The sequence below is a fragment of the Bradyrhizobium uaiense genome (assembly GCF_010811875.1).
In the GTDB taxonomy this organism is placed as follows: Bacteria; Pseudomonadota; Alphaproteobacteria; order Rhizobiales; family Xanthobacteraceae; genus Bradyrhizobium; species Bradyrhizobium uaiense.
Genome location: NZ_VKHP01000085.1, coordinates 1 through 23,803, shown reverse-complemented (window position 1 = coordinate 23,803; position 23,803 = coordinate 1). Strand labels below are relative to the sequence as shown.

Annotated in this window: 21 protein-coding genes; 5 read left to right on the top strand and 16 right to left on the bottom strand. The window is 64.8% G+C overall.

Translation table 11 applies throughout. The features are described from left to right. Positions 1-35: 35 nt before the first annotated feature. Positions 36-1,256, bottom strand: a complete 1,221-nt coding sequence (locus FNJ47_RS20850) for a T6SS phospholipase effector Tle1-like catalytic domain-containing protein (protein ID WP_163156382.1) — start codon at positions 1,254-1,256, stop codon at positions 36-38. A 100-nt stretch (positions 1,257-1,356) separates the two neighbouring features. On the opposite strand from FNJ47_RS20850, the gene FNJ47_RS20845 reads away from it, so the two are divergent. Both FNJ47_RS20845 and FNJ47_RS20840 read left to right on the top strand, forming a co-directional pair. Then, on the top strand, positions 1,357-1,590 hold the full coding sequence (locus FNJ47_RS20845; RefSeq protein WP_163156380.1) for a hypothetical protein: 234 nt from the start codon (positions 1,357-1,359) through the stop codon (positions 1,588-1,590). Further along, a complete protein-coding gene (locus FNJ47_RS20840; RefSeq protein ID WP_165445784.1) occupies positions 1,587-2,114 on the top strand; it encodes a hypothetical protein in 528 nt (175 codons plus the stop codon). The genes FNJ47_RS20845 and FNJ47_RS20840 overlap by 4 nt, the downstream gene beginning before the upstream one ends. 18 nt (positions 2,115-2,132) lie before the next feature. On the opposite strand, the gene FNJ47_RS20835 is transcribed toward FNJ47_RS20840, so the two are convergent. From FNJ47_RS20835 to FNJ47_RS20790, 10 genes are all read right to left on the bottom strand, one after another. Continuing rightward, the gene (locus FNJ47_RS20835; RefSeq protein ID WP_163156378.1) at positions 2,133-3,509 is read right to left on the bottom strand and encodes a vWA domain-containing protein; all 1,377 of its coding nucleotides are present in this window, start codon (positions 3,507-3,509) and stop codon (positions 2,133-2,135) included. Between the two features lie 6 nt (positions 3,510-3,515). After that, entirely contained in the window at positions 3,516-4,463 is a 948-nt protein-coding gene (locus tag FNJ47_RS20830) for an AAA family ATPase (protein ID WP_106324890.1), read from the bottom strand. A 312-nt stretch (positions 4,464-4,775) separates the two neighbouring features. Beyond that, a complete protein-coding gene (locus FNJ47_RS20825) occupies positions 4,776-5,099 on the bottom strand; it encodes a hypothetical protein (protein WP_163156352.1) in 324 nt (107 codons plus the stop codon). Between the two features lie 169 nt (positions 5,100-5,268). Next, complete coding sequence (locus tag FNJ47_RS20820) at positions 5,269-5,901, bottom strand: HAD-IA family hydrolase (RefSeq protein WP_181957700.1); 633 nt, start codon at positions 5,899-5,901, stop codon at positions 5,269-5,271. 154 nt (positions 5,902-6,055) lie between these two features. Continuing rightward, entirely contained in the window at positions 6,056-6,742 is a 687-nt protein-coding gene (locus FNJ47_RS20815; RefSeq protein WP_163156375.1) for a methyltransferase family protein, read from the bottom strand. 100 nt (positions 6,743-6,842) lie between these two features. Next, positions 6,843-7,184, bottom strand: coding sequence for a hypothetical protein (locus tag FNJ47_RS20810; protein WP_163156373.1), 342 nt, complete (start codon positions 7,182-7,184; stop codon positions 6,843-6,845). A gap of 36 nt (positions 7,185-7,220) precedes the next feature. Continuing rightward, on the bottom strand, positions 7,221-7,400 hold the full coding sequence (locus FNJ47_RS20805; RefSeq protein WP_163156371.1) for a hypothetical protein: 180 nt from the start codon (positions 7,398-7,400) through the stop codon (positions 7,221-7,223). A gap of 55 nt (positions 7,401-7,455) precedes the next feature. After that, positions 7,456-7,647, bottom strand: coding sequence for a hypothetical protein (locus FNJ47_RS20800; RefSeq protein WP_021078101.1), 192 nt, complete (start codon positions 7,645-7,647; stop codon positions 7,456-7,458). A 174-nt stretch (positions 7,648-7,821) separates the two neighbouring features. Further along, positions 7,822-10,275: a S8 family serine peptidase gene (locus FNJ47_RS20795; RefSeq protein WP_163156370.1), complete on the bottom strand. Its 2,454-nt coding sequence runs from the start codon at positions 10,273-10,275 to the stop codon at positions 7,822-7,824. Between the two features lie 349 nt (positions 10,276-10,624). Continuing rightward, entirely contained in the window at positions 10,625-11,299 is a 675-nt protein-coding gene (locus FNJ47_RS20790; protein ID WP_163156368.1) for a LuxR C-terminal-related transcriptional regulator, read from the bottom strand. A 482-nt stretch (positions 11,300-11,781) separates the two neighbouring features. Between FNJ47_RS20790 and FNJ47_RS20785 the strand changes: the two genes are divergently transcribed. Next, positions 11,782-12,501: a S1 family peptidase gene (locus FNJ47_RS20785; protein WP_430649400.1), complete on the top strand. Its 720-nt coding sequence runs from the start codon at positions 11,782-11,784 to the stop codon at positions 12,499-12,501. Between the two features lie 185 nt (positions 12,502-12,686). Here FNJ47_RS20785 and FNJ47_RS20780 read toward each other — a convergent pair whose 3' ends face one another. The 3 genes from FNJ47_RS20780 to FNJ47_RS20770 form a co-directional block, all read right to left on the bottom strand. Continuing rightward, positions 12,687-14,909, bottom strand: a complete 2,223-nt coding sequence (locus FNJ47_RS20780; RefSeq protein ID WP_163156364.1) for an acetate--CoA ligase family protein — start codon at positions 14,907-14,909, stop codon at positions 12,687-12,689. Between the two features lie 167 nt (positions 14,910-15,076). Further along, complete coding sequence (locus FNJ47_RS20775) at positions 15,077-15,688, bottom strand: class GN sortase (protein ID WP_163156362.1); 612 nt, start codon at positions 15,686-15,688, stop codon at positions 15,077-15,079. Positions 15,689-15,922: 234 nt separating this feature from the next. Continuing rightward, entirely contained in the window at positions 15,923-18,196 is a 2,274-nt protein-coding gene (locus FNJ47_RS20770) for a marine proteobacterial sortase target protein (protein ID WP_163156360.1), read from the bottom strand. A 199-nt stretch (positions 18,197-18,395) separates the two neighbouring features. Here FNJ47_RS20770 and FNJ47_RS20765 point away from each other — a divergent pair, with 199 nt between their 5' ends. Continuing rightward, on the top strand, positions 18,396-19,160 hold the full coding sequence (locus FNJ47_RS20765) for a helix-turn-helix domain-containing protein (RefSeq protein WP_163156358.1): 765 nt from the start codon (positions 18,396-18,398) through the stop codon (positions 19,158-19,160). Between the two features lie 237 nt (positions 19,161-19,397). Here FNJ47_RS20765 and FNJ47_RS20760 read toward each other — a convergent pair whose 3' ends face one another. Beyond that, a complete protein-coding gene (locus FNJ47_RS20760) occupies positions 19,398-20,618 on the bottom strand; it encodes an ABC transporter substrate-binding protein (RefSeq protein ID WP_163156357.1) in 1,221 nt (406 codons plus the stop codon). A gap of 126 nt (positions 20,619-20,744) precedes the next feature. Then, positions 20,745-22,286, bottom strand: coding sequence for a long-chain-fatty-acid--CoA ligase (locus FNJ47_RS20755; protein WP_163156355.1), 1,542 nt, complete (start codon positions 22,284-22,286; stop codon positions 20,745-20,747). Positions 22,287-22,502: 216 nt separating this feature from the next. Here FNJ47_RS20755 and FNJ47_RS20750 point away from each other — a divergent pair, with 216 nt between their 5' ends. Beyond that, positions 22,503-23,639 carry an acyl-CoA dehydrogenase family protein gene (locus FNJ47_RS20750; protein WP_163156353.1) on the top strand — a complete coding sequence of 379 codons (1,137 nt, stop codon included), beginning with the start codon at positions 22,503-22,505 and terminating at the stop codon, positions 23,637-23,639. Positions 23,640-23,803: the final 164 nt, after the last annotated feature.

Here is a 23,803-nt window from a genome sequence, read left to right as displayed (position 1 = left end):
ACGCGGATCGGGACGGCTGATCGATGCGTAGCGCGTCAGGCCGTCGGAGCGAGCGGTCCTGGTGGCGGCGTCATCTCCTCGACCTCGTAGGTCTTCGGCAGATTGATCGGCTTGTAGGTCGGAACCTTCTCCATGCGTTCCAGCACCGAGCTATGGATGATTGCGCCGTCCGGAATCGGCCGTGGCTCGCCGCGCGGCAGATAGAAGCCGAGGAAGGACTTCCGCTCCGGCCATTCCTTCCATTTGTCGCTCTTCGGGATCCATTCCAGGATTTCCCAGGCGCCGGTCAGCGAATTGTGCAGCGGCGCCGTCGCACTCGGCGGCACATAGTCGTGCGTGTGCGGCGGCAACGGCATTCCCCAGGCGAGATGATCGATCAGCGCCTGATCCATCTGCAGCCCGGCCGTCTTGGCCTGCTCAAGCATCCAGATCAGCGGAAACTTCGACGGCCCGCTCTGGTCCTCCGGATAGCCGCCGCCGACGTCGGAGTGCACGCCGGCGAACCAGACCTGGCGGATGTCCTGCTCCATCGCGGTCGACGGATCGAACGGATCGGAGCGGAATTTCTGCGGCTCGATCCAGCGGTTGAGGCGGAACATGCGCCTGCGCTCGTCGATCGAGATCGCCTGGCGGAACCGCCTGACGCTGGAGTTGGTGCGGGTGAACAGCAGCGTCTGCAAGTCGAACAGGAAGTTGTCCTGCCGCGGCACGATGATCGAGGCGACGGTGTCCCAGACGCCGACGAATTCGATGTCGATGTTGCGGCCGCCGGCGATCTGGCTGAAGTGCCAGGCTTCCTTCAGCGGCGCATCGTCGAACGTGCCGTCGGACTTCTGGGCATCGGAGCTGGCTTTCTTGTAGGTCGAGAAGGCGTAGCCGGCGAGGTCGAGCTGGTCGACCGGCAACAGGCCCATCACATGGACGAAGGCTGCCAGCACGCGCACGGTATAGGCACCGCGGCTGAAGCCGAACATCCAGACCCGGTCGCCGGGCTCCCACGTCCGGCACAGGAACTGGTAGGCGCCGAGCGTGTCCTCGTCGAGACCGGCGCCGAAGGCCAGCCCGAACAAGCCGCGCACCTGTTGCTTGAAGCGGCCCCAGCTGTTCTGCAGGCCGATCGTGCCAAGACCCGGATGATAATGGATCCGCTGCCGGTCATTCTTGTCGGCGACGCGAAACAGCTTCAGGACGCTGGAAATATTGGCACCGATCTCGTTGCCGGTGCCGTCGCAACAAATCACAATATCTTTCGGCATCCGTTGCCCCCGCGGTCGCCGTGAAAATTGGTGGCCTCAATGTACGGCAGAGCATAAGGAAGATTCAATCTCCAATTGAAGACGGTTTGGTGTACGCGGCGTGACCGCAGGCCGAGTTGCTGAAGTTTGCGGCATCGGGATCGGCTGTGCGCTCGCTCCGCACAGCGTTGCTAGAATTCAATTGCAACACTTTGGAAAAGGTGGAAATCTGCTCGGCATCATTGTCGTATTGCGTCGATATTTTTCTTCTCCAGGGATTTCGCCGGTGTGCGCGATCATCTTGCCCGCTGCTTCCCGCAGCTTCCCCGACAAGGACAGGAACGGGTCGGCATGAGCCATCAAGCTCTCGTGACGACCATTCTCGCGGAGCTGGTGGTAAGTGCGTTCGGACTGTTCCGGTGGGTCGGCGGCTACTCCGATCGGGTTTTTGCCAACAGGTTCCGTACCCGTTTTCCAGAGAAGACGCTGAGCTACAGCGGCGACCAGCTTGGCGAACTGGTGCAGTCCGACCTTCGGATGAAGTACGTCTTTCCGATCCTGTTCCCGCTCGATCTCATCGTCATGCTGGCGCTGGCGGGCGCGATGGGCGCAGCATCATCGCACTGGCTCAACCAGATCTATCCGTCAGCGGCGTGGCTCGGTCTGGTCGTGCCGGCGGTATACCTGCTCAGCGATCTGATCGAGGATTGCCTGCTGGCATGGCTGTTGCTGCACGGCGACCCGCATGCGGCGGCGCGATCGATCTCGGTGCTGAAGGCGATCACGACGATCAAGCTCGTCAGTGTCTCTGCCTCGATCGCGCTGACGGCGATCGCATTCGTCGGGTGGCTGTTCCACAGCGAGTCGCTTGCGATCTAGGCAGTTCGGCCAAGCGGCCTACTGATACGTCGCGACGATGTCCGAGACGGCGCGCTCGAGTTGCCGCGCGGTCGCGCATTGGCGCACCACGGTGCAGAAGGTCGCATAACGCGGCATCTCGGAATCGCCAAAGCCCCAGACCATGCGACCTTCCGGGTTGAGCCACACCAGCCGCTTGGAGCGCTCGCCGATGCGGCGCAGGATGTCGGCGCGCGGATCTAGATTGTTGCTGCGGGCGTCGCCGAGCACGATCACCGTCGTCTGCGGCGTGATCGCGCTCATCCAATTGTCCTCGAAATCGGCGAAGGAATTGCCGTAGTCGGACGAGCCGAAGCCGACCTTCGACATGATCTCCTTCATCGCCTCTTCCGGCGATTTCGATTCCAGGATGTCGCTGACCTCGATCAGGTGACCCGAGAAGGCGAATGAGCGGACGTCGTCGACGACCTCGTGCAGGCTGTGGATCAAGAGCAGGAAGAAGTCCGAAACGCGGGCGACCGAACCCGAGACGTCGCACAGCGCAACGATTTTCGGCCGGTCGCGATGCTTGCGCTTCCACGCGGTAAGGAACGGCACGCCGCCCCAAGCCGCGTTCCGTCGCAGCGTGCGGCGGACGTCGAGATGGCCGCGGCGCTGGCGCTTGCGCGGCTTGGAATAGCGCTCGCGCAGCCGCCGCGCGATCTGGCGGATCAGCGTACGCATCTGCTCGACCTGACGCGGCTCGATCCGTGCCAGCGGCGCGTTGCGCAGGATCTCGTTGCGCAGATTCTCCGTTTCCTCGCGGCCGTAGAGCAACAGCGCTTGCGAGACCGTGTCGCGAACGGTGCCGCGCAGGCCGTTGAGCGCCTCCTGCAGCCGCTCGGCGAGCGCCGGATTGCGCGTCGTCAGATCGTCGATGTCGTCGCGCAGGCGCTGGATGCCCATCGCATCGAGGATGCGGGTCTGGAAGATGCCGCGCTGAGTGAAGTAGCGGATGTCGGGCAGCGACGCGGCGCCGGAAGCGTTGGCGATCGCCGTCGAGATCGCGGAGCGATCCTGCGACAGCAGCATCTGCGCCAGCGGCCCGACGTTCTCGTTGGCTGCACCGCCCGCCGTATCGCCATGCTCATCGGCCGACGGGTTGGCGCCGGATTCGTTGTCGTCGTCTGTCTTGTTCTGCTCAGCGCTTTCCTGCTGCGGCTCGGGCTGGCTGAAGAACAGGTCGAAGCATTCGCCGAGCGAGCGCTTCTCATCCTGCGTCTTGGCGAGCGTCAGCAGGAACGTGTCGCGCAGGATGTCGCGGTCGGCAAAGCCGACCTGGGCGACCGCGCGCATCGCGTCGATGCTCTCGGCGGGCGAGACCCGGACCCCGGCTCCCCGCGCCGCACGAAAGAAGCGATGCAGGTTCTCGCGCATCTTGGTCTAACTAAACACGCCTTGGCGCGATGCCTTGGCGATGAAGGACGAGATCTGCGGCGTCGCTGCCTCGATATCGGCCTCGTATTTCAGCAACACGTTGAGCGTGTCCTTGACGATCTCGTGGTCGAGCTCGCTGGCCTGCAGCAGCACCAGCACGCGCGCCCAGTCGATCGCCTCGCTGACCGAGGGCAGCTTCTTCAAATCCAGTGAACGGATCTCGTGAATGAAGCCGACCATCTGCTTGCGCAGCGTCTGCGAGATGCCGGGCACCCGGCTCTCGACGATGCGCTCTTCCAGTTTCTGCTCGGGAAAGCCGATATGCAGATGCAGGCAGCGCCGCTTCAAGGCATCGCCGAGATCGCGCTCGCTGTTCGATGTCAGGATCACGGTCGGCGGCGCCACTGCGGAGACGGTGCCGAGCTCGGGAATCGTGACCTGGAAGTCCGAGAGGATCTCCAGCAGCAGCGATTCGAATTCCGCGTCCGATTTGTCGATCTCGTCGATCAGGAGCACGCAGCCGGCCGGCTGCTCCAGCGCCTGCAACAGCGGTCGCGGCTCGACGAACTCCTTGGAGAAGAACACGTCGCCGAAGGTGTGAAGCTGGTCGAGCGCAGCGGCCAGCGTCTGTGCGCCGCCGAGCACTTCGCCGAGCTTGTCCTTGAGGATCTGCGTGTAGAGCAGCTGCTTGGCATACTTCCACTCATACAGCGCCTTGGCCTCGTCGAGGCCCTCATAGCATTGCAGGCGGATCATCTTCATGCCGCGCCATGCGGCGATCGCCTTCGCCAGCTCGGTCTTGCCGACGCCGGCAGGGCCCTCGACCAGGATCGGCTTCTCGATCTGCTGCGACAGATAGACCGCGGTCGCGATCTGCCGGCTTGCAATATAGCCTTGCGCGGCGAGGCCGCTTTCCACGGCCTCGATCGAGGCGGTGGGCCTGGTGTCAGCCACGAGGATCAGCTCCGAATTTGCCTTGAACTCGGACCTGTTCTGCGCCCGTTGCGGGCAAAGCACAAGGCTCGTTTGGCCCGCAACGGCATGGGGTTAGCGCATGGTTCCGGGTATTCCGCCGAGCGCAATACGGGCTACGGTTGTTCGCGTGTGGTTCGAACCTCCCCTTGAAAAGGGGAGGTCGCCTTGCTCGCGAGAGCAAAGCGGGTGGGGATCAGCTCTCTCCATGAGCTGCGTCGCCTGTGGCCTGACCCCCATCCCAACCTTCCCCCTTTTAGGGGGAAGGAGAAGAATCTCGTGGCCCGCCCGTCGTCAGCTCGCGCAGCTCTTCACGAAATCCTTGCGCTGCGGGCCGACGATCTTCTGGTCGATCGCCTGCTTCAGGCAGTCGAGATGCGCCTGCGCCATGCAGAGCTGCATCTGGTCGTGCCGGTCCTGGCCCTTCAGCGGTTTCGCAGCGCTCTGGCAGGCCGCACGCTTCGCTCCGGGCACGGGCGCCGCCGCCGACGTGCTCTCCGGTGCGGGAGTTGCCGCCGGCGCTGCGGTCGATGCGGGGGCGGATGGTGATTGCGCGAACGCTGCGACCGAGACCAGCAGCGAACCAGCCGAGACAAGGGCGACGACGAGACGTTTCATGGGATGTGCCTCCGCGGGCATGCGCCGGAACGCAGAGCGGTTTCCGGGCGATCATGCTCAGACCAGGAAAGGGATCACGATGCGATATCACGATCGCGCCGTGACCCGGGGGAGCACTACAATTAGAAGCCGCCGCCTGAATGCGGCGTGAATATGCCGGGAGGCCGCTTCACCTCAGCGTGTGGCCGGTCGCGGCCTCGAGCTCGCCGATTGCCTGCGCGGCATTCGCGACCTTGATCGTGGTCATGCCCATCTCGCGCGCCGGCTTCAAATTGACGCCGAGATCGTCGAGATAGACGCAGTGCTGCGGATTCACCTGCAGCGTCTCCACCATTATCCGGTAGATGCGCGGGTCGGGCTTTCGCAGGCCGATCTTCGCGGACTCGATGACGTGGTCGAACAGCGACATCACCTCGGCGACGTAGAGCGTGCGCCCGCTATGGCTGCCGATCGCGTTCGAGGGCAGATTGTTGGTGATGCAGCCGGTCTTGAATTTCGCCTTGATGCGCTTCAGCGCCTCGACCATTTCGGGCCGCAAGTCGCCGGAGAGCAGCGGCAGCACGTCCTTGCCGCGCACCTCAGCGCCGAGCGCCTTCGATTCCTTGGCGAACAGCACGTCGAACGCGTCGATATCGATCTCGGCGCGCTCGAACTTGGCCCAGGCGTTTTCGAGATGGTTGGCGGCGTTGGTGCGGCGGATGATGTCGATCGGCAAACCACGCTCGGTCTCATAGCGCGCGAATGCCTCGAACGGCGAGGTGGTCAAGACGCCGCCGAAATCCCAGATCACTGCTTCGATCATCAATGTCCTGCCCGTTGCAAAGCGGCGGCTTCGCCTCGGGTCGTCCGGCCGTTCGGCCAGAGACAGGGAAACGCGCGTCCAGCCTTCTTTATGAGAATTGCCGCCGGTCAGGCAAGCCGCGAGATTGCGGCAAACTCCGCCACGCGGAACCAACTCACCAGACCATCGGCACCAGGCGGTAACGCACCCGCGCGATATAATCGGCATAACCGTCGAGCTCGGCGGTGAGCATCCGCTCCTCCATCATGGACCTTAGGCCGAGCAGCGCCGCCATGACCGGCACGATGGCGAGGCCGTACCAGGATCCCAGCAGCAACGGCGTGCCGAGATAGGTCAACAGGCCGCCGGCATAGATCGGGTGCCGCACATAGGCGTAGGGTCCCGTGGTCACCGCAGTGTGCCCGCGCTCGCGCTGGATCTTCACGACCGGCGCCGCGTAGCTGTTTTCCCGGTAGGTCCGGTAGGCGATGTAAAAGGACGCCGCGATCATGAGAGCGCCGGTGCATTGCAGCCAGACGGGGATGAACGACGTCTGGTAACGCACCGCGTCGAGCGCCATCAGCGGCAGCCAAGTCAGCCACAACAGCGGCATGATCGAGGTGATGATGCGATCCCATCCTGCCTGGCCGCGCGCGGTGCGCCGCTCCGCCAGCAATCCCGGATCATGCCTGGCGAGCCAGGCCTCGGTGATCAGCCCACCGATCGTGATCTCGAGCAGGAACACCCAGGCGCCGGCCCATCGCATGGTGCCGGCCGCGAGAAACAACAACGTCCCGAGGCCCACAAAGGTGAAGGCGGCGCGGCGCAGATTGATGCGAGGGGGATTGCTGGTCTCGTTCATGTTTCTCTCCGACAAACGGCAACGGCCGCGCCGCCGGAACGGGCGGGCCGTTGCATTGCTTGGGCAACGGATCGAAGCGCGGCTTGCCGCGTGGGATCGATCACGGTCTGCGGGTCCAGTTTCGCGCCTGTCCGGAATAGACCTTGCTCGGCATCGCGCGCGCCGCGGGATCGAGCAGAATCTTCATCGCGGTGTTCAGCCGCTCCTCCGAATGCGGCGAGCCATCATGGCGCATCTGCTGCGGAGCACCGGGGCCCTGCGGCGGCGCCATGTAGGCCGACGTGGTCGGCGGAGCGGGGGTGGTTGCGATCTTCGGGCGGGCGACAAGAGCTGCCTCCATCGGGCGCCGCGCTTCCGCGTTGCTTGACGCTGCGGATGGCGCTTCCGCCGGCGGCGGAGAGGCGGCGCTGTCGGATCCGGATTTGCGGGGCGTTTTTGCCATGGCATCGGCTCCATAGGTTCGGTGATGACGACGATTTCAGGATTTGTCCTCGTCGGATGTGGTGCGTTTGGCGATGATCGGGTTGCGGTCGCTGATCGCAGCGAGCAGCGAGGCGTGGCTCACGACTGACGACACGACGATCTTTCCGGATGGCTCGATCCGGCGACCGTTCTGCCGCTGTTGCTCTGGGCTCCTGGCAGTGGATTTCTGCATCATGTCGGCCTCCTCGGGAGTGGTGGGGCCCGACAGCGCCGGGCCCCGAGTTTGGCGGTCAGATGCCGAAAGCACCGAGGACGCCCGGCAGCGCCTGCACGACGCCACCGACGATGTCCTGCCAACCCTGCGGGTTGACCGACCCGTTGGTCGCCACTTCGGCAATCCGCTTCGGACCGCGCTCGATGCCCTCACACTGGATCGGGCTACGCACGCTGCCGAAGGTCTCAAAGTCGTTCCTTGCGTACATGTTCAGCTCCTTCTTTCGGTTTGAATTGACGGCAACTACGGGAGGTGGGCACCGACCGGGGCAGCCGTCGCTGGACGTCGCCCAGGGGATCGCTCATCGCGTCGATCCCCTGGACCACGTGACGCTCATTCGCGCCACGTTCTGATCTCCTCCGGACGCAGAGGAGCAATCGCGTCAATAGACCTGCCACTGCCGCAGCGGCCCGACCGCCACCGGCACCACGTCGCTCACGTCGATCGTGTACTGATAGACTTCGCGCGCCTGGGTCAGGACCTGCGTCGGGTTGAAGAAGCGGTAGGTCACGTCGTGGCAGATCGAGTCGGGGCGACAGATCACGCTCTGGTCGACTTCGACAGTGTCGAGCCGGAGGCCCTTCTGGGCCACGTCGGTGAAGATCTTCCGCGTGTTGTAGGCATTCATCGCGGAATAATTCAGCGCGCGATCCTGCGGCGAGAGACCGACATTGCGGAACTCGTTGTAGATCCGCTCGAGGAAGCCCTCGGCGCCGGCCGGCCAGGTCTCGGGATCGGGCCCGAACAGCGTGTAGAGATCCCACTGGTAGAAGCCGCGCCAATCGGTCACCAGCGTCGGCACGACGGTGCCGTTGAGCAGCTTGGTCGTGTTGGTGCTGTCGACCCAGCCGGCCATCGAGACCCGCGCGACGCCGCCGCGCGGCGGGAATGCCGGAGGCGTCGTCGGTCGTGCGTCGGCGGCGGCCGACGTCGCCGTCACCATGGTACGGGTCGTCGCCGGATCGTCGTGCGAGACTTCCTGATGCCACAGCGCCAGGATCAGTGCGGCGAAAAATCCGAGACCGAACACATCGAGCGGCTTGATCGCATAGATCGGGATCGAATCGATCGTCATCGTCCAGGTGATGGCGTCGGCGTCCGGGAAGTTGTTGCCGGAGCCGGGCGGCGTCGCGGCCTCGCCTTCGGCCTGGTTCAGCAGATAGCGCGCCATGATCGCCGGATTGTACGGCGCCGAGGTGTCGCCGGAGCGGTCGCGCTCGGGCCCGAACACCGGATCGCCGCGTCCGATCAGGCTATCGCGCCAATTGGCGATCGCCTGCACGAAATAGTCGAGGCGGGCTTCCTTGCCGAAATCGTAGAACAGCCTGCCGATCGGGAAGGCGAGCTGCCCGGTGGACTCGGGCGTGGCGCCCTGCGGACGCATGCCGCCGCCACAGCCGCAGCTCTTCTCGCTGGTTCGAACCGCAGGGGCTTCGTACATCGGCAGCGCCTGCGGCATTGCGACGGGAAGCGCGTGGCTCGGCATCAGCGCAGGCAGCTGCTGCGGCTGCAACCATGTCTGCGGCATCATGCCGGCCTGAGGCATCGTCATCTGCGGCACCATCATCGGCGGCATCACCATCTGCGGTGCCGGTGCCGGCATCCAGACCATGTCGCCGCCCGCATGCGGGGCGTGATAGGGATAGGGCGCGGGCGCTGCCATCGGCGCCGCGACGACACCGTGATCAACGGGAACGGCCATGGCCGCAGGTGCCGCCGGCGCGGCAGGTTGTGCCTCGCTTGGCATGATCCCGGCGCTGCTTCGCAGGACCGAGCCGTCCGGCCCGAATATGCGCGGAGCCGATGGTGCAGACATTGCTGATAGATCTCCCATGGAACCCTCTCTGGTTGCAGTTGGCTGAGCGGCGGATGACGGTTGGACGAAAGGGCGCGCGGACACTCCCCAGAAGCGAGGAGGCGCGGCCGTGGCACCCGACGGCATGACGGCGTCCGCCTGCTCGCCAAGCAGGGCGGCGACAGCCGCGGGAATATCGAGCCGGCCGGCGAGACAGCGCGAGGCGCTGCCGTCATTACGGCAGGGCACCGCGCTTTCGAGCAGCGCGGCACGGACGGCTTGCGGATCGGCCTTGCGTCCGTTCTGACGCAGGCATGAGAGCAGCAACGCGACGACGCCGGTGACGATCGGCGCAGCGAAGCTCGTTCCGGACCGCAGGCTGACATTGCGGACCGGCGAAGCGCCGGCGATGTTCTCGCCCGGCGCGAGGATGCCGTTCTCGAGATAGGCATCGCCGAAATTGCTGAATGGCAGCGGATTGCCGGCGAGATCGCTCGCGCCGACCGCAAGCACCGAAGACAGGCTGCCCGGCACCTGGACGCAGCGGCAGCCGTCATTGCCGGCGGCGGCGACGATCAGCTTGCCGGCGCGTTCGCAGGCGCGGACCGCGTCGACCAGAATGCGGTCGGCCTGTCCGGTCGCGGACTGCTGACCGCTGCTGATGTTGACGATGTCGGCGCCGACGGCCAGCGCCTGGTTGATCGCGAGCGCCAATGTGCTTTGCGAGGACGGCTCGATCTGCCCGGCCGCATTCTCGCGATAGATCGAAAACACCGTCGCGCTGCAATTCGGCGCCACGCCGAGCACCGGGCTGCCGGGCGTGCCCATCAGCACGCTCGTGACATGGGTGCCGTGCTCGGACTGGATCGTCGTCGATGACGGCGCGACGAACTCGCCGCCCATGGCGACGCGAGCCTGCCTGAGCGAGGGATGATTGAGGTCGACCGGGCCGTCGATAATCGCGATCTTTACCGCGGGATCGCCTCCCGACGTTCTCTGCCACAAGGCAGTCAGACCAGCGATGTCGGCAACTGGATTCATGAAATCAATCCTGACCGATCTGCCGCTCGTTCGTGCAGCCGATCCGTCTTCCGCGACAATTTGCATTCACGCAGCGAGCGAAAGAGGCGGCACGTCGTTGCGTTGGTGCTGTTGTGGCAGCTGTGCCGCGAAAAGCCTATTCGCCGCGGTGGACCAGAAAGGATCGAGCCGGTGAACCGGATCGATTGATCCATGCGGCCGATCTCGGGTCTCGAAAGATCGATCAAAGGATTTAGTCGGGATCGACCTCGCCGCGCGATACGCACGCGCAAGTGCAAAGACGCAGTGCGTCCTTGCGGCCGCGCGAACGCGGCCAGGTCAGCGGCCCACGGAATTCAGGGTTATGGTATCAGTCGAGCGCGCGGCGCCGATCGGACGTCGGCACAGATGATGCGATCCACGGCGCCTCGCGCACCCGTCGCATCGCCTGCGCCCGGCGCGGCAGGCCGAGCTTCTGCAGCACGTGATGGACGTGGTGCTTGACGGTCGCAAGACTGAGATTGAGATCGCGTGCGATCTCCTTGTTCGACAGGCCCCGTCCGATGAGCTTGAGAACCTCGCTTTCGCGGCGCGTCAGTCCCTGGTCCGCATCGATCGTATCCGTCTGACGCTCCATGCAAAACAGCGCGCGCAGCAGGCCGCCGGAAATCTCGGCGCTGCAGGCGAGCCGACCTGATGCGACGTCCGACAATGCGCGGCAGAGCTCATCGAAGCTGGCGTTCCGGGAAATATAGCCGCTGAACCCGGCCCGGCCGCAGCGAACCACGTCACGCCGGTCCTCGTTGAGGCCGAGCGCGACCAGCGCGATCTCCGCATGTTCGCTCGCAATCACGCGTATCTCGTCGAGATCGATCCCCTGTGTGACGTCGATCAGGATGACATTCACACCGCCGGCCTCGAGGGTGGTGCGCAGGCCGGCGAGATCGGAAACCGCCGCCTCAACGGCAAACTGGGCATGGTTCCGGAAACTCGAGGTAAGCCCCTCGCTGAACAGCCTGATCGGCGTGACGACCGCGATCCTCATCATTATCCTCGAACTCAACAAAATGGCGGATGAAAAGCCGTCTGAAGGTCAACGGCACCGGCATCCAGAAAGTCATGAAGGTAAGTATGCGGTATGCTGCCAGAGGTTGTATTGTTATCGGGTCGAAATTACGGCGCAGATGCGCGCAGGATCAAGAGATGCAGTTCACATTAGCGCATCGATCGCGGATCGCGCAGCCGCGATCGGATGTGTTGCATATCGCGCCAGGTCGGCGATGCAGGGTGCGTGCGCGCGATGACGATGCAGGAAATCCGGCGGCGACTTCAACGCCGTAGTTATTGACGCCTAGATATTTAGACAATTGACGCGTGCCGGCCCGAATGCTCTGTACGACATCGCATGTTCTCCGAGGCTCGGTGTGAGCGACGCAATGTCGCGCTTCGGATGCGTCCGGTTTCAATGCAGATCGACGGGGATCCATGACGAATTTGATTCGAGCGACAGCCCTTCTGACTCTGTTGATGGCGTCGCCGGCCTTCGCCATCGTCGGTGGCGGCGCGCCATCGACGGATGGCGTTGCGCGCTCCGTCGTCACCATCGTCGGTTCGCGCGGCAATTTCTGCACCGGCGCCCTGATCGCGCCGAGGGTGGTGCTGACCGCGGCGCATTGCGTGCAGCCCGGCGCCGACTACAAGATCGTCGAGTATGGTGCGGACCGGCAGCCGAAGCTGCAGGACGTCACGACCGTCGCGATCCATCCCGGCTTTCGGATGCAGGCCATGACCAATCATGTCGCGACCGCCGATGTCGCGCTGCTGCAGCTCGCGGTGCCGGCCGCAGGCAAGGCGCCGGCCGCGCTCGGCATGCCCAACATTCCGATCCAGGTCGGCGGCCGCTTCACCATCGCGGGCGTCGGCGTCACCGTGCGCGGCGACGGCAAGAGCGGCGGCGGCGTTCGTGTCGTCGGCCTGGTCGCAAGCGGCAAGCCCGGCACGTTGCAAATCCGTCTCGTGGACCCGGTCGGGCAGGGCGTGCGCGACGGGCTCGGGGCCTGCACCGGCGATTCCGGCGCTCCCGTGTTCGAGGACAAGCAAGGCGGGCCCGCAATCATCGGCGTGGTGAGCTGGTCGACCGGCCCGAACGGCACCGCCGGCTGCGGCGGCATCACCGGCGTGACGCCGCTGACGCTCTATCGCGACTGGGTGATGCAGACCGCGCAGCAGTGGGGAGCGAGCTTTTAGTCTCGATCCGCCTGCATACTCGCAATCCGTCATCCCCGCGCAAAGGCTCCGCCTTTGTCGCTGGAGGTGCGCGCTCTTGCGCGCCTCGAAGGATGAACGGCCACCAGCCGGGCCGTCGCCCTTCGAGGGCCGCTGAAGGAGCGGCCACCTCAGGGTGACGGTGATAGGCTGGGTGCGCGCCGAACCTAATGCCCCGCCGCCTTGTTCGCGGCGGCGTTGTTCAGCACGATCAGGCCGTCGACGGCGACGCCGAGCTTGCTGTTGATCAGGAACGGGTTGACGTCGATCGAGGCGATGCGGCCGGCGGCGTCCGCCATCAGGTTGGAGAGCCCGACCAGCGCCTTAACCGCCGACGGCTCATGCAGCGCAGGCTTGCCGCGATAGCCCCTCATCTTGACGCCGGCCTTGGTCTTGGCGATCAGCTCTTTCGCCTCGGCGGCATCGAGCGGTGCACCGGCCAGCGCCACGTCCTTCATCAGCTCGATGTCGACGCCGCCGGTGCCGAACAGCACCACCGGGCCCATCTCGGCATCGAGCGAGGCGCCGACTACGAGCTCGAGATCGGCCTTGACTTGCTGCGCGATCAGGATGCCCTCGATCTTCGGCTTGCCCTTCAGCTTCTTCACCCGTGCGGTGATGCCGTCGAACGCCTTCTTCACCTCGGCAGCATTGCCGAGATTCAGCACCACGCCGCCGATATCCGACTTGTGCAGAATGTCGGGGCTGACCACCTTGGCGACCACCGGAAAGCCGATGGCCTTGGCGATCTTCACGGCCTCCGCCGCGGTCTGCGCCACCTCTTCCTTCGAGATCGGGATGCCATAGGCCTTGAGCAGCTTCTTCGAGGCAACCTCGTCGAGCGCCGCGGCGCCGTTGGCAGCCTTCAGCGTCTTCTCCAGCACGGCGCGCGCCGACGCCTTCGAGCTCGACGCGATGTCGGGCACTTCCTTGCGCAGACCGGCATATTCGATCAGCGATTTGATCGCGCCGACCGCGCGATCGAGGCCCTGCATGACTGCGATGTCGGGCAGCGACTTGCGCAGTCCCTTGGTGAACTCGGTGAAGCCGATCGACATCGCGCTGATATAGATCACAGGCTTGTTGGCCTGGGCCGCCATGTCGTTGACGATGCGCAGATTGCGCTCGCGCAGCTCGTGCGGCGCCTTCGGCAGCTCGGCATCGATGATGACGATGTCGGTATCGGGATCGTCGATCATGATCTCGATCGACTTCATGTAGACGGAGGGATCGACCACAGCGGCAAAGCCGGCGTCGAGCGGATTGCCGACGATGCTGCCGGGTCCGAGCATTTTTGCGAGCTGCTCCGATGCATTCTCGCTCAACGGCGCGAAGTTCAGCCCGGCGGAATAGAACGCGTCGATCAAGAGGCCGCGCTTGCCGCCCGACAGCGACACCGCCGCCAGCCGGTTGCCCTTCGGCGGATCGGCATGGACGAAACACTCGGTGGTTTCGATCAGCTCATCCAGCCCGCGCACCCGGATCACGCCTTCGCGGGTCGAGATCGCATCGAAGGTCTCGATCGAGCCGGCCAGTGCACCGGTATGCGCCATCGCCGCGGCACGGCCGCCTTCCGAGGCGCCGAGCTTGAGCGCGATCACCGGCTTGCCGGCGGCGCGCGCGGCCTTGCAGGCATCGCGGAATACCTTGGTGTTCCTGACGCCTTCGAGATAGACCACGATGACGCGGATGCTGGGATCGGCGGCGAAATAGCTCATCAGGTCGGGGGTTTCGAGGCCGGATTCATTGCCGGTCGTGACCATGTAGCCGACGCCGACGCCGCGATCCTCCAGCGCCTGGCGGATCGCCATCACGATCGCGCCGGATTGACCGGCGATCGCCACCGCGCCCGGCTCCATGGTGACGATGCGGTCGTCGATATTGGTGAACAGGTTCTCGCCGGCGCTGAGATTGCCAAGGCAATTCGGACCGGTGACCGCAAGCCCGGTCTCCTTGATCGCCTGCTTCAGCTCGACCGCAAGCCGCTGGCTCTCCTCATCCTGCAACTCGCTGAAGCCTGAGGTGACGATGGTTGCCGAGCGCGCGCCGGCCGCGGCGGCATCGCGGATCACCTGCACGGCGAAGCGGGCCGGCACCAGCACCAGCACATGGTCGGGCTTTTCGGGAAGGCTGGCGAAATCCTTGTAGCAGGTGACGCCCCAGATCGTTTCGCGTTTGGCGTTGATCGGAAACAGGCCGCCTGAATATCCGTACTTGACCAGATTGTTCCAGATCCGCTCGGCGTAGTTGCCGGGCTTGTCGGTGGCGCCGACCAGCACGATGTTGCGCGGGTGCAGCATCGCATGGATGCTCTTGACGATGTCGCTAGCGTCAGCGGGCGGCGCCCATTTGCGGGACGGATGTGACGCGGTGCTTGCGAGAGCTTCCATGGAGCCTGCCCTTATCCTTGTTCTGCTTGTTTCCTCTGGCCCACGGTCGATCACCGCAGGACCCGATTTTTCATTGTTTTTATGGCTGATGGAAGAGGGTGGCAACTCACGCTGGCGCAAGTCAGGGCGTCGCGCGCAATATCCCGGCAGGCGAAAATTCACACGTCTCAGGAACCCGATTCGAGCGTTCTCGAATCCGATTCGCGTGTTCTCGAATCCGATTCGATCAGGGTTGCGTGCAACAGATAGCGCTCTGGGCCCGATGTCAGCGCGTCGAACGGCCAGCAGGTTGACAGCACCAGTTCATACCCGTCGGTCACAGGGTCGATGCCGGACTGGTCGAAGCGGACGACTGAGCTACGGTCGGCCCGGTAGCGAAAAATCTTGCCGTCACGCCGCGTGACGTCGATCTCGTCACCGATTGTGACATCTTTCAGAAACCGGAAATGGGTGTCGCGATGCGCCGAATAGACCGCGACGCCACGCTCACCGGCATCGGCGGTCTGCTCGACATGGCCGGGACCGAACGCCAGCGCCTGGCCGCTGCTGCCCGCGAGCACAATCGCGGACGCGTGCAGCCGCTTCACCTCGATCCGGGCCACAGGCCAGGTGTCTGCCCAGCTCCACGGTTTCACCGGATGGCCGGTCGCGATGCTCTGTGCGAAGGCACGCTCCAGCAGCACCTGCGCGAGCAGCGCCTTGGCGTGGATGTAGGCGCCCTGGCCGAACAGGATCAGGCCGATGAGGGCGAAGGCGAGGGGGAGGATGAAGCGGCGCATTGGCATCTTGCTCTCGTCATTGCGAGGAGCTCGCGACAAAATTGCAAAGCAATTTTGCGCTGAAGCGACGAAGCAATCCATCTTTCCCCGAATGGTGGCATGGATTGCTTCGCTTCGCTCGCAATGACGATAGTGGAAAGAGTGGCGCGCGCGGCCCTTGGGGGACGGGTGAGAAGGCCGCGCGCGCTCTTGGAAAGGAGGAGGTCGGGGGGCACCTCCTCCTTTCATCCGACGTCATTGGGGCGACGTCTGACGCCGATTGAACACCAGAAGCAGGAGGCTGACCGTGAGCAGGATCACGCCCGCGATCATCTTCAGTTCGGCATCGGTCGCGGTCTTCGGCAGCTGGATGGTGCCGGGACGTTGCGTGGCGACAGGTGACCGCTTCAGCGCAGCGAGGTGCATCTTGCCGTCGCCGGCGTCAGCGCGACGCCCGGTGGGGGCAGCCGGCAGGCTCGGACGCTCACCGAACACTTTCGCAAAGTCCCAGCCGGCGGGCAGGTTGAGCGGCAGCTCGGAGAGCTTCAGCGGCTCGCCTTCAGGACGGCTCGGCGTCTTGTCGACCGCGACGAGGCTGGTCAGCCGCGTGACGAGCTGATGCTCCAGCGCCAGCGCAAGGATCGACTTGTCGGCATCTTCGGGGCTCTCCTGGCGGGTGGTGCGCGCGACCTCGGCATCCGCGATCTTGCGGCGTGCCCACAGTTTCGAGAGGCCCTTGCCCTCGGCGGCGCCGGCGAGCGGCAGCGTCACGCTCCACGGACGGTCGCCGATGCGGCCCTTGATCTCGACCGAGCCGGCGAGCTTGTCGAGCTTCGCGGCCAGCACCAGCGGCTCGTCGCGATAGATATCGGGCAGTGCCGACGGTGTCAGGTCGGCGATCGCGTCGGAGAATTTCGCGGAGAGGTTGGTCACAGCGGGATTCTCCAGTTTGGCGAACAGGTCGCGCATGCGCTCGTCGACCTGCTCGACCGAGCCGATATGGGTGAAGGTGCCGCGGCCGAGTTCGGCGGCGCGCGTCATCAGATAGGTGTTCGGGGCCGAGCCGATGCCGACCATGAAGACCCGCGAGCGGCCGCGCAGCGCGCTGATGGTCTCGAACAATTGCTGCTCGTTGCCGATCGCGCCGTCGGTCAGGAACACGACCTGGCGAACGGAGTTGGCGTCGTCGTGATTGGTGTCGGAGAGTGCCGCGCGCATCGCCGGCACCATCTCGGTGCCGCCGCGTGCCTGTATTGCGCTGACGAACGACGTCGCGTTGCCGATATTGGCGCTGTTTGCCGCGACCGGCGTCGGGAACAGCGTGTCCATGGTGTCGTCGAAACGAATCACGTTGAAGCGATCGGTCGGCTGCAGGCGCCCGAGCGCGTAGAGGAGGCTCGCCTTGGCCTGGATGATCGAGGTGCCGCCCATCGAGCCGGAATTGTCGATCACGAAGATCACCTCGCGGGCGAGCTGCTGCCGCTGCGCCTGCTCGACCGATGGTGGCGTGACGAAGGCCAGCAGATAGTCGGAATTGCCGACATGCTCGCGAAACAGCCCGACCGACGGCGCCTTCTCGGCGGCGGGCTTCCAGGTCAGCTCGAAATCGCGGTCGGCCGGCACCGGGCCTTCGGCGAGCTTGACGACGCGCGTGGTGCTGTCGGGGTTCTCGATCTTGACCTGATGGAAATGGCTCTTCACCTCGCCAAGCGGGAAGCCGGCGTTGAGATGCACGGTGATGTTGGTCGGATTGATGGATGCGTTGGTGGCGGGATCGAGCACTTCGGGGGAGATGCGATTGCGGTCCGGCACCGGATCGGTGGACGTGGCGCCCAAGCCGCTGCCATCGGCGCGGAGATCGACGCTCTGCACCACCGGACGCGGATTGTAGCGCGGGCCGACCACCATCGGGACCCGCAGCGAGAACTCATTGCCGTTCTGCTGCACCGGCTCCTGATATTCGATCTGCACCAGCACGGTTTCGCCGGGCCCGATATTGGCCACGGAGTTGGTGAAGATGTTGGGCCGCTCCTGCTCGGTGAGCGCGGCCTTCTGGCCGTTCTGCTTGGCCTGCTCGTAGATGGTGCGGGCCTGCTGTCGCTCCTTGATGTCACCGACCACGATGCGGTCGCCGACCACCATCTTCAGCGTGTCGACCGCGCCGCCTGCCGGCAGCGGGTAGACATAGGTTGCCTCCACCCAGTCCTTGGTCGGGTTGCGGAAGATCTGCGTGACGCGGGCGCGCACGGTCGGCCCCGACACGGTGAGGTCGACATCGATGCCGAGCCTCAATGCGTCGGCATAGCCGTCGTCGGTCTTGAACAGCAGCGAGCCGGAGCGCGCATCGGATGGCCGCAGCACCGCCTGTTGCGGCAGTTCGGCCGACCATCCCGGATCGAAACTCAGGAACAGCGCCGCAAAGCCGATCACCAGCGCGGCTACGCCTTCCACCAGGAAGAACAGCACAATGCGCATCCTGCGCGACAGGCGGATCTGCGGGCTGCTCTCACATGCATCGTAGATCGTCATTTTCGTCACTCCCGAGCGAGGCTTTCGCTGCTTCGCAATCATGGAGAGCGGCGGTTTTGGCGCGAGCAGAATGATCGGCAATGATCGGCCGCCGTCCGGCGCGCTCCGCCGGCGGCCGAGGCGGGTTTGTGCGGTTTTGTGATGGATTGTCCGGTCTGCTAGACTGCGCCGATTCATGGGGAACCCGCGCAGGAACACGATGTCGACGCCGGACAAGCAGCTTTCCGCCGAGCAGAGCCAGCAGGTCGCGGAGACCATCCGCGAGGAAATCGCGCGCCGCCGCATCTCGCGGCAGACGCTGGCGGAGCAGGCGAAGCTGAGCCTCTCGACACTGGAGAAGGTGCTCGGCGGCCGTCGCCCGTTCACGCTGGCGACCACCGTGCGGCTGGAGCAGGCGCTCGGCGTGTCCCTGCGCAAGCTGCCGGAGGCGATCACGGTCGCCGTGCCGGCCAATGGCGGGATCGCGCCCGACAGCCTCGGATCCTATTCCCGCCGGGCAGTGGCGCGGATCGAGGGCACCTACATCACGGTGCGTCCGTCCTTCGGCGAACCAGGCGCGCTCTATGCCTATCGGACCGAGATCACCTGGGACGAGGCGGCGTCATCGCTCGGCTTCCGCGAGGGCGAGCGGCAGGATGCCGACTACACCCAGTATGGGGAGGTGGCTGTGCCCAATGAATCGGGCTTCGTCTACCTCGTGACCAACAGGCACGGCCAGCATCGCGTGATCACGGTTTCGCGCCCGCGCAACACCGGCGAGATGTACGGCATCATCACGACCTTGCTCGCCGGCCGCGGCTCGCTTCTGACCCCGGTCGCAGCGCCGATCGCGTTCCTGCCGGCAAAGAACGTGCCCAAGCCGAGCCTCGGGCGGGTGTCGGCCGATGATGCCAACTTCGCCGCCTATCGCGAGCACCTGCGCCGCACGATCGACGAGCCGTTCGCGATCTTCCTGCCGGGATAGTCGCAGGTTGCGATGCGGGTCCCGTCATCCTGAGGAGCGCGTAGCGCGTCTCGAAGGATGCACGGCCACCGGCCGGGCCGTCGACCCTTCGAGACGCCGCTTCGCGGCTCCCCCAGCGACAACGGCAAAGCCGTTGCGCGGGGGTGACGGTGAGAGAACCATATGCGCCCCGCAAGAACAACGAAGCCGCCCGAATGGGCGGCTTCGCGGCACTGTTTGCTCGTCGAGCGGCTCGAGCTAGCCGCCGGTCTCGGCGCTGATGATGTCGCCGAACAGCTCCCACTGGCCGTTCTTGAACTGCATCATCTTGAGCTGCTCGACCGGCGCGAAGTCGGTCGCGCTGGTGTTGATCCGGATGCCGGGGATCAGCGTGTCGGGTGTGAAGTCCTTCAGGCTGGCGGCCTGCTTCATCACGTTCTCACGTGTCAGGTCGTCACCGGCCTGCTTCAGCACCTGCACCATGGTCTGCGCCGCGGCGTAGCCATAGACCAGATTGGCGTCGGACAGATTGGCGCCCGGCATGTACTTCTCGGCGAAGGCCATGAACTTCTTCATGCCTTCGTCATTCTTCCATTGCGGATCGGACGCGTCCTTGAGGTAGCCGGCCGACAGCACGCCTTCGGAGGCTTCGAGGCCGGCAGGCTTCATGACCGCGCCGATCGAGATCGAGACGTCGGTCATCACCTGCATCGGCTTCCACTGGAGCTCGGCGATCTTCTTGATCGCTTGGGCTGCGAATTTCGGCGTCGAGATGTTGACGAACACGTCGGCGCCGGTGTCCTTGAGCTTGACGATGTGGGAATCGATCGACGGCTCCGTGGTCTCGTAGCTTTCCTCGGCGACGATCTTGACGCTCGATTTGTCGAGCACCTCTTTCAGGCCGACCAGGTAGTCCTTGCCGAAATCGTCATTGGCATAGAAGATCGCGACCTTGGCGTCCGGCTTGGCCTTGAGGATGTACTTGCCGAAGATCCGCGCCTCGACGCGGTAGCTCGGCTGGAAGCCCATCGTCCACGGGAAATCCTTCGGATCGTTCCACTTGCTGGCGCCGGTGGCGAGGAAGAGCTGCGGCACCTTCTTGGCGTTGTGATACTTCTGCACCGCGGTCTGGGTCGGCGTGCCCAGCGCGTTGAACACCAGGAAGACCTCGTCGCTCTCGATGAGCTTGCGGATCTGCTCCACGGTCTTCGGCGGCGAGTAGCCGTCGTCATAGGAGATCCAGTTGATCTTGCGGCCGTTGATGCCGCCCTGCTCGTTGATCATCTTGAAATAGGCTTCTTCGGTCTTGCCGATGACGCCGTAGGCGGAGGCGGGACCGCTATAGGCCTCGACGTTGCCGATCTTGATCTCGGTATCGGAGGCGCCGGTGTCATACTTCTTTTGTGCAAAGGCGGCCTGGGTTGAGAGCAGGCAGAGCGCCGTGGCGGCTGCCAGCAGCGGCAATCTTGTGGTTTTCATAAAGGCAATTTCCTCGATTGATTCTGGTTGGGACTTACGCAACGAACCCGCATCCGGTCCCGGCAGACGGTTACGGGGCAATTGTGGTCGCGGCGAGATCCCGAGCGCGCGGGTCGCGCCTCAAGATCACGCCGCGGTATCGGTTGGCTTCGGCTGGCTGAACTGCTGCCGGAGCGTCGGCTTATGAATTTTGCCTGTCGCGTTCCGCGGCAGGGCATCGATGAATTCGATCAGGCGCGGGCACTTGAACCGCGCCAGATTGGCCTGGCAATGCGCGTGGATCTCGGCCGGCGTCAGCGAATGACCCGGCTTCACGGCGATCACGGCCATCCCGACCTCACCCCATTGCTCGTTCGGGATGCCGATCACGGCGGCCTCGGCCACCGCTGCCAGCTGGTGCAGCACGCTTTCGACCTCGGCCGGATAGACGTTCTCGCCGCCGGAGATGTACATGTCCTTCCAGCGATCGACGATGTAGTAGAAGCCTTCCTCGTCGATCCGGGTGGCGTCGCCGGTGTGCAGCCAGCCGTCGGTGAAGGAGGAGGCGTTGGCATCCGGCCGGTTCCAGTAGCCCGGCGTGATGTTCGGGCCCTTGACCCAGAGTTCGCCGAGCTCGCCGACCGCGGCATCGCTGCCGTCGGGCCGCACGATGCGAACCTCGGTGTGCAGCACCGGCTTGCCGGATGAGCCGGCCTTGCGCGCCGCATCCTCGCGGTCGAGCACCATCACCGCCGGCGAGGTCTCGGTCATGCCGTAGCCCTGTTGCAGCGCGACGCCGCGCGCCTCCCAGGTCTTGAGCAGCGGCACCGGCATCGGTGCGCCGCCGACGCCGCCGATCATCAGGCGGCTGAAATCCGCCGACGCGAAGGCTGGATGCTGCGCCATGAACTGATAGATCGCGGGCACGCCGAAGAACACATTGATGCCCTGCAAGGGATCGCCGATCAGTTTCAGCGCCTCGCCGGGATCGAACGCGCGCATGATCAGCACCGTGCCGCCGGCATGCAGCACCGGGTTGGTGTAGCAATTCAGCCCGCCGGTGTGGAACAGCGGCAGCACCGTCAGCAGCACCGAGGCCGGCGAGATGTAGGCGGGGCCGCCGAGATTGACGCAATTCCAGAACGTCATCCCATGCGTGATGATCGCGCCCTTGGGCTGGCCCGTGGTGCCCGAGGTGTACATGATGGTCGAGATGTCATCGAGCATGACCTCCTCGAACCGTTCGAGCGGTTTGGCCGCCGCGATGCCGGCCTCATAGGCCCCACCCGGGCCGAGCCGCGCGGTGGAAGCGACATCGCAGAGTTTTGCGACCGCAAGCGCCGTCTCGGCGAGCTCGTCGTCATGGATCATCACCTTGGGCGCGGCGTCGCCGGTGATGTAGCGCAATTCAGGAACGGTGAGGCGGGTGTTGAGCGGCAGGAAGATCGCGCCGATCCGGAAGCAGGCGAACTGCACTTCCATCGTATCTGTGGTGTTCAGCGCCAGCACCGCGACGCGGTCGCCGCGGGCAACCTTCAGCCCGTCGCGCAGCCAGCCGGCAAGCCGCGACACGCGGGCGTCGAGCTCCGCATAGCTAAAGCGGCGGCCGCTTGCGAGATCGACAAGCGCCATCTTGTCCGGCGTGCGCCGGCGATGATGCGCGATCCAGTCGTAGTAACGAACCGGCACATTTCCCTCCTCTGGAACGGCAGTCTTTGCGCCGCCTGTTCCTGGCTCGATTGATGCCATGAATTGGCAGTGGAGGGGGCGTATCGGGATACTGTCTTGCGTTTACTGGCTGGCGGGTGGCCAGATGGAAACCCGGTCCGCCGGACAGCCACTCGACGCAAGTGAGCCGGGCGAAATCCGGACATCGTCGGGCGCGAGAATCAATGGAGCATGCGGATGGCAAACCCGTTCTACACCGGCGAGCATGAGGCCTTTCGCGAGGTGATGCGGCGCTTTGTGGCCAGGGAAATCGAGCCTTATGCCCATCAATGGGATGAGGAGGGCGAGTTTCCCCGTGCGCTCTATGCCGAGGCGGCCGAGATCGGGCTGCTCGGCCTCGGTTTCCCCGAGGAATATGGCGGGATCGCCGCCGATCAGTTCATGAAGATCGTGGCCTCGCAGGAGCTGGCGCGCGCCGGGGCCGGCGGTGTCTCCGCGAGCCTGATGAGCCATAGCATCGGCTCGCCGCCGATCGCCCGCGCCGCCCGCCCCGAGGTCAGGGCGCGGGTGCTGCCGGAGGTGCTCGCCGGCAAGAAGATCTCAGCGCTCGCGATCACCGAGCCCAGCGGCGGCTCGGACGTCGCGAACCTCCGCACCAAGGGGCGGCGCGACGGCGACCATTACGTCGTCTCCGGTGAGAAGACCTTCATCACCTCGGGCATGCGGGCCGACTATCTGACGGTTGCGGTGCGCACCGGTGGCGAAGGCCCCGGCGGCGTCAGCCTGCTGCTGATCGAGGGCAATACGCCCGGCTTGTCTCGTACCAAGCTGAAGAAGATGGGTTGGTGGGCGTCCGATACCGCGACCCTTCATTTCGACGAATGCCGCGTGCCGGTCGAGAATTTGATCGGCGAGGAGGGCCAGGGCTTCAAGCAGATCATGTACAACTTCAACAGCGAGCGCATGGGCATGGCTGCAAGCTGCACCGCCTACGCGCGGGTCTGCCTCGACGAGGCGATCGCCTATGCCAAGGAGCGCAAGACCTTCGGCAAGCCGATCGCGCAACACCAGGTGATTCGGCACAAGATCGTCGACATGGCGCAGAAGGTCGCGGCCTCGCAGGCGATGCTGGAAATGCTGGCATGGCGGCTCGGCCAGGGCGAAAGCCCGGTCGCCGAGATCTGCATGATGAAGAACCAGGCGACGCAGACCATGGCGCATTGCGCCTCCGAGGCGGTGCAGATCTTCGGCGGCGCCGGCTTCATGCGCGGCGTCAAGGTCGAGCGCATCTACCGCGAGGTCAAGGTCAACGCGATCGGCGGCGGCACCGAGGAGATCATGAAGGATCTCGCATCAAGGCAGATGGGATTGTGAGCGAGCTGTAAGATGAACCCTCCCCCTGAAAGGGGGAGGGCAGGGTGGGGGTCACGCCACGAGTTCAGCTAGCAGTTTGGTACCCCCCCCCCAACACACCTCTGCTCCGTCAGTGCCGTCCCCCTCGCCCCTTCGGTGGGTGTGGAAACAGAGTACCTCATCCC